The following is an 18,860-nucleotide window of genomic DNA, read 5'->3' as shown; positions in this document are numbered from 1 at the left end:
TTATTCGTCCTGCCATAACGCTTGTAATCCAGCCAATAAACTTCCCCGCCACCACAGTGCATCGTGCCCGCCTTCGATATAGCGTAAACGATGAGGGATATGGTAGTGACTTAACCATTTATCCATTTCACGGTTGGCCTCGCAAATTAATGCTTCGCGACAACCGGCCTCCAATATAATGTGTCGAGGGGCAATAGATGGGGCCTGTTGCTGTAACTGTTGAAGAAGGTAACCTGAAGCTTGGCCTCGGTTCGGCCACCAGAATGATCCCGAAAGGCTTAACGCTTTACCATAATATTCCGGCCAATTAAGACAGGCGTAGACAGAAGCCAGTCCCCCAAAACTTTGTCCGGTGACAAGGGTACGAGCAGGGTCATGTTGCCAATTAAACGTTTGTCTGATTAACGGGAGTAACTCTTCATTAATAGCCTGCCAAAAATCGGCATTACAGGGATATTCGCGTCCCCGATGCTCACGATCAATAATCTCAGGCATGATATAGAGCGCAGCGGGAAGCTGGCCGTTATCCGTTAATTGTTGCAAAGGCGCGGCGATAGGTAGCGTATTGGCCCAAAATTGACCATCGAGTAACACGGCCAAGTACTGATGTGGCACGGCTTCGCCCTTCGCCGTGCTGTAGCACCAAACTCGACGTTCATTACCCAGCCGAGTACTGTTCCAGGTGATGACCTTGAGTGGTAAGGGCTGTTGTTCACCCTTATCCCATGCTTGCCACTCGATTTGGGGCGGCGCATCAGGAAGGTGAAGCGGGGAAACCGCCATCCCCCGGCCAGCAGACCAAGATCGTAATATGTTCAGGCTGTCGTGTTGCGCATGCTGGAATTGTTCTCGCCACCATTCACGACGTTGAAAGATATCTTGGCTTAGTAAGCCCACATCCTTTTTTGAATCAGGGATTAAGCAGTAACTCCCTCGCCAATTAGCAGGAAGTGTGAGTGAGAGATACCAGACATCGGTAGCGGAGTAATGCACCAAGGATGTAGGGGGATTTGGCTGGTGGTGGTCAGTGATCCCCGTAATGTTGATCCATACCGCTTGTACCTGTTGTGAGTGTGTCGCATCAGTGGGTTGACGCCAAAGAAAGGTCACGCGGCATTGCTGCGGATCAATTCGCTCAATACGCGGAATACCCTGCTGTTGCTGCGCTTGCCACCACAGATCAGAACCGGTATCAGAGGTAAACCATTCAGGAATAAGCATTTGCAAAGTTATCTTTTATAGAAGCTATCTGCGAATAGCCATTAGAAGCGAGATTTGTTGATAATAGTATTGATAATTATTTTCATCTGCAATAGATTGCAATCTCTCTTTACGTAGTTTGTCATTTATTGCTCTGTTGATTGCAAAATAGTAACAAATACTGAAGGGATCTTGGGATTAATACACACACATACACAGCATTGACCTAGGGAACTGGGATTATAACAAATGAAAAAATTATCATTTCTTTCTGCTGCAATTTGCCTTGAGCTTGGTAGCTCGTTTTTTATTTATTGCGTGCCGGTTTCAGCGGCACAAACAGATGTCACCGTTAACTCCCCGACATCAGATGAAACCTCAGGCCAAACCTCTGGCGACAAGGCGTTGTCTACCGAGGACAGTCCACACAATTCTATCGTCGTTACGGCACGTCAACAAACGCTACAAGCGCCAGGCGTATCGACTATTTCAGCCGAAGCCATTCGTAAACATCCACCGGCTCGTGATGTCTCGGAAATTATTCGTACCATGCCTGGCGTAAATTTAACGGGTAACTCGACCAGCGGTCAGCGCGGGAATAATCGTCAGATCGATATTCGTGGCATGGGCCCGGAAAATACTTTAATCCTGATCGATGGCCGCCCGGTCAGCAGTAAAAACTCCGTGCGCTATGGGTGGCGGGGTGAACGAGATTCACGCGGTGATACCAACTGGGTACCGCCTGAAATGATTGACCACATCGAAGTGATTCGTGGACCTGCTGCGGCACGTTATGGTAGCGGCGCGATGGGCGGGGTGGTCAATATCATCACCAAACAAGCGAACACAGCGTGGCATGGTTCATGGAATACGTATTACAACGTTCCTCAGCATAAATCTGAAGGCTCCACCAAGCGTACTAACTTCAGTTTAATGGGCCCTGCGACCGATAGCTTAACATTAAGCATTTGGGGAAATATCGATAAGACACAAGCAGATGCTTACGATATTAACCAAAATCATACTATGGAACGTACAGGCACGAACATAGGTAGTTTTCCAGCTGGCCGTGAAGGGATCAGAGATAAAGACCTCCACGGTAAACTGAATTGGGAATTTGCGCATAATCAGCACCTTGAATTCGAAGCAGGAACGAGTCGACAAGGGAATATTTATTCGGGCGATACGCAGAATACCAATACGTCAAACTATGTGAAAAGCAAATATGGTGATGAAACTAACCGCATTTACCGCCAAGATTACGCCTTAACCTGGACTGGGGTGTGGGATAACGGGGTCACTACCAACACCTATGCACAATATGAACGAACGCGTAACTCAAGGGTTACTGAAGGGTTAGCAGGGGGAACCGAGGGGATCTTCAATAATAATGCTGGGTTCTCTGATATCGATCTCAGCGATGTGCTGTTGCACAGCGAAGTCAGTATTCCTTTCACTGCCTGGGTGGAGCAGGACCTCACCTTGGGGACTGAGTGGAACCAGCAGAAGATGAAAGATGGTACCTCGACCGGTCAAGCACTTACCGGCACCAATACCGGCGGGGCGATCAGTGGCGTCGGCACCGGTACACGTTCTCCTTATTCCCAAGCGCAGATCTTCTCTATGTTTGCTGAAGATAATATGGATCTTACCGATTCCACGGTCCTGACACCGGCAATTCGCTTTGATCACCACTCCATTGTTGGAACCAATTGGAGCCCATCACTTAACTTGACTCAGCAGCTCACCAATGAGTGGACGTTAAAGATGGGGATTGCCCGTGCCTATAAAGCGCCAAATCTGTATCAAACCAATCCAAACTATATTCTTTATAGTAAAGGACAAGGTTGTTACGGTAGTTCCAGCACTGGATGTTATTTACAAGGTAATAGCGACCTTAAAGCAGAGACTAGTGTGAACAAAGAGATTGGCTTGGAGTATAAAGACCTTGCTGGACTGCAGGCTGGCCTCACTTACTTCCGCAATGACTACCATAATAAAATCGAATCGGGTAACGATGTTACTTCAACAAATAGCAGTGGTACCCGAGTTTATCAATGGGAGAATGTGCCGCGCGCGGTGGTTGAGGGTCTAGAGGGAACTTTCAATGTACCGGTAACTGATACCGTTACGTGGAATAACAATATGACGTGGATGCTGCAAAGTAAGGATAAGACGAACCATGATCGTCTCTCCGTTATCCCGCAATTTACCCTTAACTCCAACGTGGAATGGCAGATACGCCAAGACCTATCGGTTCAAGCGACGTGGACCTGGTACGGTAAGCAGAAACCGAAGAGCCGTAATTATCAAGGTAATACTGTTAGCTATCCTGATACCCGCGAAGTCAGCCCATACAGTATCTTTGGCGCTAGCGCGACATGGGATGCCACCAAGAATGTCAGTGTCACGGCAGGGATTGATAACCTCTTTGATAAACGTCACTTCCGCGAAGGTAACGCACAAACAACAGGGACTCTGAATTCGAAAACAGGCATCACAAGCAGCCTATACGGAGCCGGTGCATATACTTACAATGAGTCAGGCCGAACCTTCTATATGAGTTTGAATACGCACTTCTAATAAAAAACCGCGTAATGGACTGCACCCCAAAAGTTGGATAGCCAACTGAGTAAGGTGCAGTTTTTTATGGCTAATAATTCCGATATAAATCGCTGTAGAGCCGACTTTCAAACCGGACGAGGGGAACTCGTCGGGTTCGCTGGTCTTCAGGCGGTACCGCATATCCCGAAAGGTATTGCACGAAGGCTATACGCGTTCCACGTGAAGTGGTTAAGAAGCCCGCCAAGTTATACACGCCTTGGAGCGATCCGGTTTTCGCGGAAAGCTTTCCATCCACCCCTGCTTCGTGCAGACCACCACGATATTGCAAAGTGCCATCATAGCCCGCTAGAGGGAGCATGCTAATAAAATCGAGGCTACTGTCATTCTTAGCGATAAACTGTAGCGCTTGCATCATGGTGTCCGGTGCAACCAAATCGTGTCGTGACAATCCTGAACCATCGACTTGAATAGTATTACCCATATCCATACCCGCTTTTTCACGAAGGATACGGCGTACCGCGTCCGACCCTGCGCGGAATGTACCGGGCACGTTAAAATAGTGGTGGCCAATAGTACGGAAAACGGTGTCGGCGATCATATTATCTGACTTCTTCAACATCGTATGTAACAGGCTATGGAGTGGGGCGGATTGTTCTATCGCCAGCACAGTACCGGGTTCACTAGGTTGTGTTTGTCTTACCAAATGGCCGCGATAGTCGATATCGGCTTTTTGTAACTCATCGCGTAAAATCTCCCCGGCCCAAGCGGCACCGTCCTGTACGGCGAAGGCGAGAGGTAGAGGATCATTGCGCTGACGCAGGCACCCAGTCAAGGTGTAGCGGTTTAATTCACCTGGGTTCACGTCAAGTTCACAATATTGCGCTTCACCTGAGTTAGGGCCTAGCGTTTTCACCTTACTATACATATGCGCAGGATAGTAAGAAGCGATACGGATAAAGGCATTTTCGCCTGGCGTTTTCGCGCTATAGAGCGAGATGGAAAAACAGTTTTTATCGACGATAGCTGCTGCCGGCGGCGCACTAAAGCATTGGGTTAAATCATTCCACGGCCAGCCAGGGGCCATATCATGGCTCGCGAAAACCGAGGTATCGATGACTAAGTTACCTTGAATGTGGGTGACACCCTTTTGTTTGAGCTGCGCCACCATATTGCGTAAGTCTTGACGGGTAAACGTGGGGTCGCCACCAAACCGTGCGACTAAATCACCTTGTAAGGTATCACCCGCTATTTTTTGGTGGCTTTCAAAGGTCGTCTGAAAGCGGAAATCTTTGCCAAGTTCCAATAGTGCAGCAAGCGCAGTGAACACTTTCATCGTACTGGCAGGCAGCGCCATTTGTTTTCCGTGATAATCGACAATCGGTGTGGTATCGCCTACCCTTTGCGCCATGAACGCGAGATTGGTACCATCAGGGAGGTATTGGGTATAATCCTCGACTGGCGTGGCAGAAGCTTGAAGCGTTACTGCAAAGGTGAGTGCTGTAATGAGTCTTGAAAGTCGCATAATCTCGGCGTCGTTAACAGTTGAGCCCGCAATACTACGTCCCCTTGAGGGGCAAAGTAAACGATGATCCGGGCGGAACTCTCGGGTAAAATATGTATCAAACTGAAAATTTACTCGCCTTGGATAGCAAACTATCTGAGGCGGGGTTGTTTTGTTTCAAATTTAGGTGCAGCTTAATCGGTTAAGCTCGTATCGAATCAGGATGATTGACTGAATAACAGATTAATGAGGAGTACAAGATGAGCCAGATTCCTATGACCCTTCGCGGCGCAGAACAGCTGCGTGAAGAGCTTAATGAGCTTAAAAATGTTAAGCGCCCTCGTATTATTGCTTCTATTGCGGATGCGAGAGAGCATGGAGATTTAAAGGAAAATGCGGAATACCATGCTGCACGCGAAGAGCAAGGTTTTTGTGAAGGGCGTATTCAAGAAATTGAAGCAAAATTATCTAACGCTCAAATCATTGACGTGACAAAAATGGCTGCGACGGGTCGTGTCATTTTTGGTGCAACGGTGACTGTCTATAATACACATTCGGAAGAAGAATCGACCTATCGTATTGTCGGAGATGACGAAGCAGATTTTAAGCAAAATCTGATCTCTGTGAATTCCCCAATGGCCCGGGGTTTAATCGGTAAAGAAGTGGATGATGTCACGGTTGTGAAAACGCCAGGTGGAGATGTTGAGTATGAAGTGATTAAGGTCGAGTACCTCTAATTATCAGAATACGACGATATGTTATACTCGGAGTGGGCTTTTCGCCATTTCGGTCCCGCAAGCTGGTTTAACCGTGCTAATATATCTTAAGAAAAGAAAAAGGCTGTAAAACAGCCTTTTAACTGGAGGTAAAATGGTGATATTTTCTTCCAGAATTACCGTGGTAAAGAAATTTTCTTTTCTTTAGAAGGACGATAGAGCACCAGTATCTTACCGATAACCTGAACTTCAGCCGCTGAGGTTTCACGAACAATTGCTGCCACAATCAGAGCTTTGTTTTCACGGTCTTCAGTCGCGATTTTCACTTTGATCAGTTCGTGATGCTCTAGAGCTTGATCAAGTTCAGCGAGAACACCTTCGGTTAATCCATTGTTGCCTAACATCACGACTGGCTTCAGTGGATGGGCGAGACTTTTTAGGTGCTGTTTTTGTTTAGTACTTAGATTCATCGTATTATTTACTTACTCAGGGATTGAAAACAGGTCATTGTACCGCCATCTCTGGTATATCGCCAAATCAACGCAGCATTTTGCGTAATGATTTATCGCTGCGATACAAAAATGTTGGAAAAAGTATGACGGGAAAAAAGCGTTCAGCCAGCTCAAGCCGCTGGTTACAGGAACACTTTAGCGATAAATATGTGCAACAAGCACAAAAGAAAGGTCTACGTTCGCGAGCATGGTTTAAACTGGATGAGATGCAACAAGGTGATCGTCTGTTCAAACCCGGCATGACGGTTGTAGATTTAGGTGCGGCGCCGGGTGGTTGGTCACAATATGTGGTTGAACAGATTGGAGCAAGCGGCCGAATTATCGCATGTGATATCTTGCCAATGGATCCAATTGTTGGTGTAGACTTTCTTCAAGGTGACTTCCGAGAAGAAGCTGTACTAAAAGCGTTGCTCGATCGTGTCGGTGACGGTAAGGTGCAGGTAGTAATGTCAGATATGGCACCAAATATGAGTGGCACTCCCGCGGTGGATATCCCTCGCGCGATGTACCTCGTAGAACTCGCACTTGAAATGTGTCGCGATGTTTTGGCACCAGGTGGTAGTTTTGTAGTAAAGGTGTTCCAGGGAGATGGTTTTGATGATTACCTACGCGAAATCCGCTCCTTATTTACGAAAGTAAAAGTTCGTAAGCCAGACGCTTCGCGTTCACGTTCTCGCGAAGTGTACATTGTAGCGACTGGGCGCAAAATATAGCTCCCTACGCTTTCTGTTAACATCGTTGTAAATAAGAGGTTAATCCCTTGAGTGACATGGCGAAAAACCTAATTCTTTGGTTAGTCATTGCAGTAGTGCTAATGACCGTGTTCCAAAGCTTTGGGCCCAGCGAGTCAAATGGCAAGAAAGTCGATTACTCTACTTTCGTGACAGAAGTGAATCAAAATCAGATTCGCGAGGCGCGTATTAATGGGCGTGAGATTAACGTAACCACTAACGATAGCAATAAATACACTACGTATATTCCTGTCAATGACCCGCAATTACTGCAAAATCTTTTATCTAAGAAGGTAAAAGTTGTTGGTGAACCACCAGAAGGTCAAAGTCTACTGACCTCTATCTTTATTTCTTGGTTCCCAATGTTGCTGCTGATTGGTGTGTGGATCTTCTTTATGCGTCAAATGCAGGGAGGCGGCGGCAAAGGTGCCATGTCTTTCGGTAAAAGCAAAGCTCGTATGTTGACCGAAGATCAGATTAAAACCACTTTTGCCGACGTCGCAGGTTGTGATGAAGCGAAAGAAGAAGTCAGCGAGCTGGTGGAATACCTCCGTGAACCTTCGCGTTTCCAAAAGCTAGGCGGGAAAATTCCTAAAGGCGTACTGATGGTGGGCCCTCCAGGTACCGGTAAAACATTACTGGCTAAGGCAATTGCTGGAGAGGCTAAAGTCCCATTCTTCACAATTTCGGGTTCAGACTTCGTTGAAATGTTTGTTGGTGTGGGTGCTTCACGTGTTCGTGATATGTTCGAACAAGCGAAGAAATCGGCTCCTTGTATCATTTTTATCGATGAGATCGATGCTGTTGGACGTCAACGTGGGGCAGGGTTAGGCGGTGGTCACGATGAGCGTGAGCAAACGTTGAACCAAATGCTTGTTGAGATGGATGGTTTTGAAGGTAATGAAGGGATTATTGTTATTGCGGCAACTAACCGCCCTGACGTACTTGACCCAGCACTACTTCGCCCAGGCCGTTTTGACCGTCAAGTCGTCGTCGGACTGCCTGATGTACGTGGTCGTGAGCAAATCTTAAAAGTGCATATGCGTCGCGTTCCTTTGTCGACAGACATTGATGCTGCGATTATTGCACGTGGAACACCAGGCTTTTCCGGTGCTGACTTAGCGAACCTCGTTAACGAAGCGGCATTGTTTGCTGCGCGTAGCAACCAACGTGTCGTGTCGATGGTTGAGTTCGAAAAGGCTAAAGACAAGATCATGATGGGCGCAGAACGCCGCTCAATGGTCATGACGGAAGCGCAAAAAGAGTCGACGGCTTATCACGAAGCGGGACATGCGATTATTGGTCGTCTCGTACCGGAACATGATCCGGTGCACAAGGTGACGATTATTCCTCGTGGACGTGCGCTAGGTGTGACTTTCTTCTTACCTGAAGGTGATGCGATCAGTGCTAGCCGTCAGAAATTAGAGAGTCAAATTTCGACGCTTTATGGTGGGCGTTTGGCAGAAGAGATCATCTACGGTTCAGAAAAAGTCTCTACGGGTGCATCCAACGATATTAAAGTGGCGACTAACCTCGCGCGTAATATGGTTACCCAGTGGGGCTTTTCTGAGAAATTAGGTCCTCTACTTTATGCGGAAGAAGAAGGTGAAGTTTTCTTAGGTCGTTCCGTTGCTAAAGCCAAACATATGTCAGACGAAACAGCACGTATTATCGACCAAGAAATTAAGCACTTGATCGATAATAACTATGAACGTGCTCGCCAACTGTTAAATGAGAACATCGACATCCTCCATACGATGAAAGATGCTCTGATGAAGTATGAAACCATTGATGCCCCTCAAATTGATGATTTGATGGCGCGTCGAGAAGTTCGTGCTCCAGCAGGTTGGACGGAGTCGCCAGTGAAAGAAGAAGAGTCTGTAGCGCCACCGCAAGCAGCTCGTCCTGTCGATGCACCAGAGAATAACGATCCAGGCAACCCAATGTAATGTCTGAATCATTCGATAAATAGTGTCAGTTCGCGCTACAATAAAGCCCCGCTAATGCGGGGCTTTTTTTTGCATCACATCGATAAAGCGTTAAAGAGGATACTGAATGAAATTGCGCGCCCGAGGGAGTGAGTTAGATCTCTCTTTCCCCCATATAATGGGAATTTTAAATATGACCCCAGACTCCTTTTCTGACGGTGGCCGCCATAAAACGCTGATCGATGCGATTACCCATGCTAATGAAATGGTTATTGCTGGTGCGACAATCCTCGATATTGGAGGAGAATCGACGCGTCCGGGTGCCGATGAGGTATCAGTAGAAGAAGAATTGGTGCGCGTCATCCCTGTGGTGGAAGCATTAGCACAACGTTTCGAAGTATGGATTTCGGTGGATACCTCTAAACCGGAGGTCATTCGTGCCGCCGCGTCAGCAGGCGCACACTTGATCAACGATATCCGCTCATTAAATGAACCCGGTGCGCGTGAAGCCGCAGCTGAAGTTGATCTACCTGTCTGCCTGATGCATATGCAGGGAGAGCCTAAATCGATGCAGCATAGCCCGAGCTATCAGCAGATTGTTGCAGAAGTCGACACCTTCTTAACCACCGAAATTGAGCACTGTGTGGCAGCGGGAATACGTCGCGAAAATATTATTATTGATCCGGGTTTCGGATTTGGAAAAAACCTCCAACATAATTATGAATTATTGGCTAATCTCGGACATTTTCACCATTTTGATTTGCCGTTATTAGTGGGGATGTCTCGAAAGTCTATGATTGGTCAACTCCTTAATGTCGGGCCAACTCAGCGGTTGAGTGGTAGTCTGGCCTGTGCAGTTATCGCCGCGATGCAGGGAGCACAAATCATTCGAGTGCACGATGTTAAAGAAAGTGTTGAGGCGATACGCGTAGTCGAAGCGACTCTCAGAGCAAAAGGATAATCCATGAGTGAACGTAAATATTTTGGTACCGATGGTATTCGGGGAAAGGTGGGTGAATCGCCGATAACCCCTGATTTTGTTTTAAAATTAGGCTGGGCAGCGGGCAAGGTTCTTGCCGGACAAGGTTCAAAAATAGTCATCATCGGTAAAGATACCCGTATATCGGGATATATGCTGGAATCTGCCCTAGAAGCTGGTTTAGCAGCAGCGGGGTTATCCGCTGCCTTCACGGGTCCAATGCCAACCCCAGCGATTGCCTATCTCACACGGACATTCCGTGCCGAAGCAGGTGTAGTGATATCAGCGTCTCATAATCCATTTGATGATAACGGGATAAAATTCTTTTCAACCGAGGGTACTAAGCTCCCTGATGAGGTTGAAGCCGCGATCGAAGCCGAAATTGAAAAGGCAATCACCTGTGTTCCTTCAGCGGAACTGGGGCGAGCGAGCCGTATTGTTGATGCAGCAGGGCGTTACATTGAGTTCTGTAAGGGGACTTTCCCAAGCGAGCTCAGCTTAAACCGTCTAAAAATCGTGGTCGACTGTGCAAACGGTGCAACCTACCACATTGCGCCGAATGTACTACGCGAGCTAGGTGCGGAGGTTATAACTATTGGTGCATCGCCGAATGGGATGAATATCAATAAAGAGTGCGGCGCTACCGATTTAGGCCAACTTCAAAAGAGAGTGGTGGCTGAAAAGGCAGATCTCGGCATTGCCCTTGACGGCGATGGTGATCGTATCATGATGGTTGACCATCTTGGGCAGGCAGTCGATGGAGATCAAATCCTTTATATCATTGCCCGCGAACGTTTACGTCAAGGTAACCTACGTGGTGGGGTAGTCGGGACGCTGATGAGTAATATGGGACTGGAACTAGCACTTAAGCAGCTAGGTATCCCCTTTGAACGCGCTAAAGTCGGTGACCGATATGTGTTGGAAAAACTCAAAGAACGCGGTTGGGTTGTCGGGGCTGAAAATTCTGGGCATGTAATATTACTCGATAAAACGACTACCGGTGACGGTATTATTGCTGGACTACAAGTTTTGACGGCGGTAGTCGGTAACAAACTATCCCTTCATGATTTATGCAGTGGAATGAAACTCTTACCGCAGATTCTCGTCAATGTGCGCTTCTCAGCGGGCAGTGACCCACTCCAACATCCTGACGTTTTGGCCGCATTGCATCATGCTGAGCAGCAAATTTTAGGCCGTGGTCGCGTCTTGTTACGTAAATCTGGGACTGAACCTTTAATCCGTGTGATGGTTGAAGGGGAAAATAAAGAGGAAGTGACTGGACTGGCTCAGTCTATTGCGGAAATTGTGAAGCGTTTATAACGCTATTTCGTGTAGCAGCAAGTCGTCGGCGACTCAGTGCCTTGGCTGGTTGAGTGGCCTTTTGCGCGCAATACTGATAGCCTCTTGATACGGTTGCTGCTTTTTTCCGCGATCAAATACTGCAACGTAAATTGCACTTGCAGAGTGCGTTGCCTTTGGTTAGTATTCACATCCACTTCAGGGGAGTTCTTTCCTCGTGAAGGTAGATGCGTTTTAAATGTACGATTATGTACAAGGAAACAGGTTAATTATGTACGAAGCTCTTTTAGTTATTTTCCTTCTGGTCGCTATTGCGTTAATCGCTATGGTGATGTTACAGCAAGGTAAAGGCGCTGATATGGGAGCATCTTTCGGTGCAGGTGCCTCTGGAACATTATTTGGTTCAAGCGGTTCAGGTAATTTCCTGACACGCATGACCGGTATTCTTGCTGCGCTGTTTTTCATTATTAGCCTGGTGCTTGGTAATCTAAACAGTAATAAAACACATAAAGGCAGTGAGTGGGATAATTTGAGCGCACCAGCTAAGTCTGAGCAAACTCAACAGCCAGCGAAAACCTCTTCGCCAGCGAGTGATATCCCGCAATAACGCCAACTGATTGTAATGATCAGCAGTGCCGTGGTGGTGGAATTGGTAGACACGCTACCTTGAGGTGGTAGTGCCCAATAGGGCTTACGGGTTCAAGTCCCGTCCTCGGTACCAATATTTATAGAATGGACGTCAACTGACGTCCATTTTTGTTTGTGAAAGCCTCGTCATTACTGCATTTTACCCTATCTCATACTCTTCCGACGTCAACCTAATTCAATCGACATCAAGTACTCATTGTTGGTATAAATGTTGGTACAGACTCCACTAGCATAAATTTGTACCAACAGAAGGAGGAGTTACCATGCCACTTACGGATGTAAAGGTCAGAACTGCTAAGCCTGGAGATAAACCTATAAAGCTATCTGATGGTGATGGGATGCACCTTTTGGTTCACTCTAACGGTTCAAAATATTGGCGTTTGCAATATCGCTTTGACGGTAAACAAAAGATGCTAGCGTTAGGTGTTTATCCTGAAGTATCTCTCGCTGATGCTCGTCAACGAAGAGAGGATGCTAGAAAATTGATTGCTGGTGGAATTGATCCTAGTCAGCACAAGAAAGCTGAACAAGAAAAGCAGGAAGAGGAAGCTAGAACCTTCGAAGCAGTAGCGAGGGAATGGCATGCAGGAAATAAGAAATGGTCAGAGCTGCATAGTGATCGTATTTTGAGAGGATTAGAATCTGAGCTTTTCCCCTCCATTGGTCATATACAGATCACTAATCTTAAAACCAAGGATCTCCTCATTCCCATCAAAGCCGTTGAGCGCTCAGGGCGTTTAGAAGTTGCGATGCGTTTAAAACAACGTACAACGGCCATAATGACGTATGCTGTGCAGAATGGGTGGATAGACTATAACCCAGCTCAAGACATGGCTGGTGCCATTTTAGCTGGGAAGGTTGAGCATCGCCCCGCGTTACCGTTGAGTCGTCTCTCTGAGTTTCTCAACCGACTTGATAATTATAAGGGTAGAGAATTTACCAAGTGGGCTATCAATCTTAACTTAATGCTTTTTGTTCGTTCTAGTGAAATGCGTTTTGCTCGATGGCCTGAAATTGATTTTGAGTCAGCGATGTGGACTATTCCTCCTAAGCGTGAACCTATTCCCGGAGTGAAATACTCTGAACGAGGAGCAAAAATGCACACACCTCATCTAGTTCCTTTGTCTCGTCAAGCACTAGAGTTATTCAGAAATGTACAACGTATAAGTGGTCAGTATGAACTTATCTTTATTGGTGATCATTCGTCAAGAAAGCCGATGAGTGAAACAACTATAAATAAGGCACTGCAATCGATGGGCTATGATACAAAGACAGAGATTTGTGGTCATGGCTTCCGTACTATGGCATGTAGTTCTCTAATTGAATCAGGTCTATGGTCTAGAGATGCTGTTGAGCGTCAAATGAGCCACCAAGAACGTAATGGTGTGCGAGCGGCCTATGTTCATAAAGCTGAATTTATCGACGAGCGTAGATTGATGCTGCAATGGTGGGCTGATTTTCTTGATGCAAATAGAGAAAAAGCTATCTCACCTTTTGATTATGCGAAAGTGAATAACCCTTTTAAATAATCATCGTTAAAACTTTATTGTAATACGTCTTATTCAATAAAACTATACCACTGAAGCCCCTGTCCTCACGGACAGGGGCTTTTTTGCTTTTTTATCAACCTAAAAGGAAATCATGATGGAAAATTACATTTGTTGCCCAATCTGCGATTCATCACGTATTCGTGAACGTCATATTGGTAAAAAGGGCGGTGCTGTTGCTGGTGGTGTTTCAGGCGCATTAAGCGGGGCTGCTATCGGTTCAGCGATTCCTGTTGTTGGAACTATTACTGGTGCTGCGGTAGGAGCGTTATTTGGGCAGTTTGTTGCAGGGGCTGTTGCTGGAGCTGTGTCGGGGGCTACTTTAGATGGGGTGGTGTTTGATCGCTATGAGTGTGTGAACTGCGAGTATACGTTTGATTAATTTTATAAACAGGCATCTTTGGGATGCCTGTTTCGGCAACAGTTTCATGTTTTACGGTCATGATGACGTACGGCCATATTTCGTTTTTCAGTTATCATAGCTGACTTCTGAAATGGCAGTCTCACGGTAGGCATCGTTGACTGTGTGACAAACTTCGAAACGGCGATAATCTGGTATTCAGTAAATCGCACTTTACGCATGGTGATCTCTTCTGGAGACATATTTAGTATGTCGGAAGATCTCTAAAAGTGAATGGTTCTTTCTGTAGGGATACTTACCGCTTACAATACTATCGCTTCTTCGTACACTTTTTCGACTCCAGAAAATTCCGTCACGCTTTCTAGGCGAGTTAGTGTTGTAAGTTTCATCGAATTTTTCATTGGGCGATGTGGTACGTTTGTTACTGCAGTTTGAAGTGATAGGGGCTTGCCTAACTCAAACAAATAATAAAGATCGGTAGAGTCTGATTTCTTACCAGCTTGCGCTTCTGTAAAGACGTAGCGTGGTAACACCGTCACACGTTTAATCGGCCAAATTTTGTCAATTTGCTTGGTTGAACTTTGGATATCTGAGGTTGATGCCAACGCTAAATAGCGGATTTCCTCGGCGACATGCTGCTTAAATTTTTGCAAAAATGTGCTTTGTGGTAAGTGATACCACTGTGCCGTACCTTGGTCAAATCCCTTAAAGTAGCTATTGTCACGGCCACGTTGCCCCCCCAATGCTACTGTCATTACTAAATCTGTATACAGTACTTGGTGCATGCCGTGATATGGTATCCGCGCAGCTTCTTGTACGTAGATCTTTTCCGCCATACCAGCTATAGAGTACGTGGTCTCGTTGGCTTGCCTTGTTTGTATGTCTGGCATTATGCCTATTTGGACTTTTAAAAATTCAACCAACCACTGGCGACCGGAATAATCCTGCTCAGTCTGGCTAGGCAGCAATGCAAATGCGCCAATGCCAACTTCATCTATCGCAGTCGCGTATGGGTTTTGTTTTGTGGCTTGATCAAAAAAACCTGGGTATAAGGCAAAAGCGCCAAATACAGGACGGCTTTTCTTTGCGGGTTGGCTAGCTGTTGAACTTGATAACGGCTCAGATAAGCGAATTAAAGCATCCCTATAACGGTGCATTTGGTTAATAGCATCGTCTGGTACGTAATCGATGCTCTCAATATCTTCGCAACTATCATCAAAGCGGTTTTTATCTGTCTTAATGCGGTACTTAGCATCAAACAACCAAATAAATTGCTTCTTTTCCGATGAACCTGAGTCTGGGTTTATGCTTTTAGGAAGTGTCACTTCCAAAACAATATCCGGTTCTTGGTTAACCAAGTACGAGCGTATTGATTTACCTTTTTTTGTAAACTTAGGCTCATGTGCCAGTTTTGCCGTCACACCATCTGAGCGTTTAAAGCGAAATGCACCAGCAAAACCATCTTTTAGTTGGTATTCAAAAAAATCATTTTGTGTGAGCTTAGCGGTATTGTTTTCTAGCAATTCAAAACCAAGATCTTGCTCTAAAATCTGTTTCAGACACAAAAAACACCACACTTCGTAAATTTCGGCCACTGACTTCATCGAAATGCTCGACTGGCTGCCAAATATATCCAAATAAAATTTTAGTTCCTGCCAAACACGATACACAGTGCTGTAGCCAGTTTTTTGCTGTAGCACTAACGATTCGCGGAATAAGCCTGTGCACCCACCGACGTCTTTTAAAAAACTTTGGCTTAATATTTTCTGTAGCGGTTGTTGCCAGCTATTTAGCTCATTTAAAAATGAATCAGATAACCGTTGGTGCTCTGGTGCTTGGTTGCTTTGCCGTAGCCTAGTTTCAAACTCTGCTAATTGTCGTTTGCTTCGTTCCACAGCCATTTTAATAAAGCGGTTTTCTGGTGTGTCTACACTCAGTTGCTTCTTTTCCATCCTATAGCGTTTATCGTATTGACCATTAGCAAAATCTTGCTTGATCTGCTCTGCTAATTTATGTGGCAAGGGGCCTTTTAGTTTAGCCGCTTTAATGTTGGTGATCGTTGGTTGCAATCGACTATGCGGTGCGGCACAAATTACTTTTAAACCTTGCTCAAAGCGTTCTCTTAGCACCGCAAAATTTGCCATCCACATGAGTGGGAAATGACCTCGTTGTTGGCTGGTCGCAGCATCTTGCTCAGTTTTTTCTACCAGACTAAAACGCCAAAGCGGATAAACCTTATCAATAGCTTGGTACATGGTGGGCAAGTCTTGGTGTAGTGCCATTTTAGTTGGCAACACTTCAAATGCAATATGCTGAGTATGTGTTTTGCCGTTAAGCTCAAAGAAGAGTGGTAAACGCAACCAACCCACATCATTACCGGTATTAATGGTGCCGGTTAATCGGGCAGGCACTACGCCCCTTACTGTCTTCATTTCTGTGGAAAAACGAAACGCGTCATTCACATTTTGGTTTCGGTGTGTTAAACATGCTGCTGTTACTTCACCAAAAAACACCCATTCAAATTGGTACTGGGTATTTTCGAAAAACAGCGGTGAGGTTAATGTAAATTCAGTGCACTTATCTGTACTTGCTGCATCAACTAAATCTTTTGGTGTGGCTTCAATTGTTTTTTCAGTACTGTTGCTTTGTTCAATATTACTCTGTTGATTGTTGTTGCTAGGAAAAATATTAATATTGTCCAATTGAACTGGGGGAGAAAAACGCAATAAGTAACTCAGCTTCGAAGTGTTAGCACAGAAATTAAGAGTACCGACTCGACCATCAGCATCAGCATCAGCATCAGCATTAGACGTTGAACTAATTCTGTTTGCTACCGTAGTATGGTACGTTTTAACCCGTTGGCTAATATCATTTGCCCATACAGAAAACTCAAAGTCGGGTGTCTGTAATCTTATTAACTCTGGCATTCCTTAGCACTCCTATTGCAATTTTTTAGCCTTATATTCATAAAAGAAAGCCAATATATTAAGGCCAGAAACTAGTGAAGGTGGCGCTCACTAAACGTTGTTGCATCCATGCTAATTTATCTTTTGAACGGCATGGAATGCACAGTATTTTTTCATCTTCTAGTGCGCCCTCTGCCACTACTTTTTCGCGATATAAATCAGGGCGCTGATTTGCACTATCGTTTTTATCGGCTTGCCAAATAGGGCGTAATTGAGCAGCCAGTACCGTATTCAATTCAGCTAACAGTTCTTTGCCATCTGTTGTGGTGAGTTTATCGTTATCACCCTCAATACGTGGTAGCACCTTACACATCAAAAAATCATCCCACACAGCTTTTAGTGCTAGATCATTCTTGGGTTGGTTACTCACAACAGCAAGTAGTAGTTCATTGAGTGCGCGGAAGGCGAGTTCAAAGGATGTGTTTTTTAACACCTCATTGACAGCCATTAAAAACGCTACTGTCTGCGAACCATCAGTATCGAAGGTATTGGCTAAATCTGTTTCACTAGCTTGTGACCAAATTGGATAGTTTAAGCGTTTATTACAACTGGTTGGCGAAAAGAACGTTTGATAATCATTAGGGAAAAATGCTCCAAAATCAAAGCTTAACGCACGGTCAATAACCTTACGCGAAAAACCATGGGTGGTTTCATCCATATTCACCGTGCCTGCCACTATCAGGTTAAACGGAATTGCCAAACCATATTGGCAAATTGACAGCCATAGCTCGTCATACTCAGACGCTTCAAAACCTAACTCACAACGTAACTTGCTTTTATCAGCGACTTCGTTAATTGTAGTGCATTTTAATAACGCATCACTACTGTAAGTAAAGTTATCACCAGTCCAATTCCATTCGCGGGTTTCTAATACTGACAAATAATCGGCAAAGTATTGTTCAACGGGAGCGAGATTCATCTCATCCAAGCATAGCCAGTAAGGCAATACGTGTTTAAGGGTACTACTATCCCCCTTCACTACCAAACGTTCTCCTTGTTCTTCGATATCCTGCACTTCAATACTTAAACCACTTTTTACAATGCCACGCCATGCTTTAGCTATAAACTGCAACACATCCGTAGTGATATATTCAGCAGAGCCATTTAAGCGAGATATATACCCGAGTAAATCGCTGGGCTCATGCCAATCTGGACGAACTGAAGTTAAACAGTAGGTTTCAGGAAACTGCCCTGATGTTTTTGCTTGTTCTCGAACAAAACGAGTTTTACCTGTGCCTGAGATACCAGCTAGGATGAGAAAGGGTTTATTAATTACATTATAACGGTTATGGTTGGGCTCATTTTTAACATTTTTTGGTGATGCTGCCAACCTGTTGATAGCCATTTGAATCTGCAGTCATTCAATCCTTGTAACATCAGGTGATCCTGATGTCAGTAAAAACTCGGAATCAACAAGTTGGTATCATTACCGTGTGGTTAGATGATAACTTCTTTATAATAATATAAATAACCTAAATGTTTCATCTAGGCATCCTGTGAGGAGTATTGTTTAAATTATTTTAATCTTTAATTTTAGATATAAAAACTCGCATCCGTACTTACTCAGTGGTCTCATCCAAACTTTTGTAAAATCCATACATAAGGAGTAAGTCACCGATTACTGGCCAACTCCTTCAATGGTCAGTTAATCGATATTTAGAAAGCCTTCAATTCTCACACATAATCTTCCTACTATTTGAAAAATAATAATGTGCTACATCTAAAAAACATGATCTTCTCAGATGAACAGCCTACTCAGGGTGATCAAAGTTATCAATAACTAGTGAGATATCAGGTTTTCATCGCAAAATTCATGCTATGACTTATCGTTGATGTATCCAATTAGTTGAATTGATGTATAATCATCGCTTTGAGGTTTTCTCATGGCCAGCGTTACTGTTCATTGT

At 45.1% G+C, this 18,860-nt stretch carries 14 protein-coding genes and 1 tRNA gene; 10 read left to right on the top strand and 5 right to left on the bottom strand.

Features of this window, described 5'->3' with window-relative positions:
* On the bottom strand, positions 1 to 1,221 hold the full coding sequence (fes, locus tag HH682_RS09255; protein ID WP_214237289.1) for an enterochelin esterase: 1,221 nt from the start codon (positions 1,219 to 1,221) through the stop codon (positions 1 to 3).
* Between the two features lie 228 nt (positions 1,222 to 1,449).
* Here fes and HH682_RS09250 point away from each other — a divergent pair, with 228 nt between their 5' ends.
* Positions 1,450 to 3,783, top strand: a complete 2,334-nt coding sequence (locus HH682_RS09250) for a TonB-dependent siderophore receptor (RefSeq protein WP_214237288.1) — start codon at positions 1,450 to 1,452, stop codon at positions 3,781 to 3,783.
* Between the two features lie 70 nt (positions 3,784 to 3,853).
* Here HH682_RS09250 and dacB read toward each other — a convergent pair whose 3' ends face one another.
* On the bottom strand, positions 3,854 to 5,287 hold the full coding sequence (gene dacB, locus HH682_RS09245) for a serine-type D-Ala-D-Ala carboxypeptidase (protein WP_214237287.1): 1,434 nt from the start codon (positions 5,285 to 5,287) through the stop codon (positions 3,854 to 3,856).
* A 239-nt stretch (positions 5,288 to 5,526) separates the two neighbouring features.
* Here dacB and greA point away from each other — a divergent pair, with 239 nt between their 5' ends.
* On the top strand, positions 5,527 to 6,003 hold the full coding sequence (gene greA, locus HH682_RS09240) for a transcription elongation factor GreA (protein WP_214237286.1): 477 nt from the start codon (positions 5,527 to 5,529) through the stop codon (positions 6,001 to 6,003).
* A 155-nt stretch (positions 6,004 to 6,158) separates the two neighbouring features.
* Here the strand turns inward: greA and yhbY are convergent, their stop codons facing one another.
* Positions 6,159 to 6,452: a ribosome assembly RNA-binding protein YhbY gene (yhbY, locus tag HH682_RS09235; RefSeq protein ID WP_214237285.1), complete on the bottom strand. Its 294-nt coding sequence runs from the start codon at positions 6,450 to 6,452 to the stop codon at positions 6,159 to 6,161.
* 125 nt (positions 6,453 to 6,577) lie between these two features.
* Between yhbY and rlmE the strand changes: the two genes are divergently transcribed.
* The 8 genes from rlmE (at position 6,578) to HH682_RS09195 (ending at position 14,008) form a co-directional block, all read left to right on the top strand.
* Entirely contained in the window at positions 6,578 to 7,207 is a 630-nt protein-coding gene (gene rlmE, locus HH682_RS09230; protein ID WP_214237284.1) for a 23S rRNA (uridine(2552)-2'-O)-methyltransferase RlmE, read from the top strand.
* Between the two features lie 56 nt (positions 7,208 to 7,263).
* Positions 7,264 to 9,174 carry an ATP-dependent zinc metalloprotease FtsH gene (ftsH, locus tag HH682_RS09225; RefSeq protein ID WP_214237283.1) on the top strand — a complete coding sequence of 637 codons (1,911 nt, stop codon included), beginning with the start codon at positions 7,264 to 7,266 and terminating at the stop codon, positions 9,172 to 9,174.
* Between the two features lie 106 nt (positions 9,175 to 9,280).
* Complete coding sequence (gene folP / locus HH682_RS09220; RefSeq protein ID WP_214237282.1) at positions 9,281 to 10,114, top strand: dihydropteroate synthase; 834 nt, start codon at positions 9,281 to 9,283, stop codon at positions 10,112 to 10,114.
* Positions 10,115 to 10,117: 3 nt separating this feature from the next.
* Positions 10,118 to 11,452 (top strand): phosphoglucosamine mutase, encoded by a 1,335-nt coding sequence (gene glmM, locus HH682_RS09215; RefSeq protein ID WP_214237281.1) that lies wholly within the window; start codon positions 10,118 to 10,120, stop codon positions 11,450 to 11,452.
* Positions 11,453 to 11,702: 250 nt separating this feature from the next.
* A complete protein-coding gene (gene secG / locus HH682_RS09210) occupies positions 11,703 to 12,038 on the top strand; it encodes a preprotein translocase subunit SecG (RefSeq protein WP_092671237.1) in 336 nt (111 codons plus the stop codon).
* Between the two features lie 27 nt (positions 12,039 to 12,065).
* Positions 12,066 to 12,152, top strand: a tRNA-Leu gene (locus tag HH682_RS09205).
* Positions 12,153 to 12,342: 190 nt separating this feature from the next.
* The gene (locus tag HH682_RS09200) at positions 12,343 to 13,608 is read left to right on the top strand and encodes a tyrosine-type recombinase/integrase (protein WP_214237280.1); all 1,266 of its coding nucleotides are present in this window, start codon (positions 12,343 to 12,345) and stop codon (positions 13,606 to 13,608) included.
* Positions 13,609 to 13,720: 112 nt separating this feature from the next.
* On the top strand, positions 13,721 to 14,008 hold the full coding sequence (locus HH682_RS09195; RefSeq protein WP_250318643.1) for a hypothetical protein: 288 nt from the start codon (positions 13,721 to 13,723) through the stop codon (positions 14,006 to 14,008).
* A 281-nt stretch (positions 14,009 to 14,289) separates the two neighbouring features.
* Here the strand turns inward: HH682_RS09195 and HH682_RS09190 are convergent, their stop codons facing one another.
* Together HH682_RS09190 and HH682_RS09185 are read right to left on the bottom strand one after the other, a co-directional pair.
* A complete protein-coding gene (locus HH682_RS09190; protein WP_214237279.1) occupies positions 14,290 to 16,914 on the bottom strand; it encodes a restriction endonuclease-like protein in 2,625 nt (874 codons plus the stop codon).
* Between the two features lie 58 nt (positions 16,915 to 16,972).
* Positions 16,973 to 18,298, bottom strand: a complete 1,326-nt coding sequence (locus HH682_RS09185) for an McrB family protein (protein ID WP_214237278.1) — start codon at positions 18,296 to 18,298, stop codon at positions 16,973 to 16,975.
* Between the last annotated feature and the right edge of the window lie 562 nt (positions 18,299 to 18,860).

Origin of the sequence: Rosenbergiella gaditana, assembly GCF_018494065.1 — a bacterium.
GTDB classification, from domain to species: domain Bacteria; phylum Pseudomonadota; class Gammaproteobacteria; order Enterobacterales; family Enterobacteriaceae; genus Rosenbergiella; species Rosenbergiella gaditana.
This window is presented reverse-complemented; position numbering and strand designations above follow the sequence as displayed.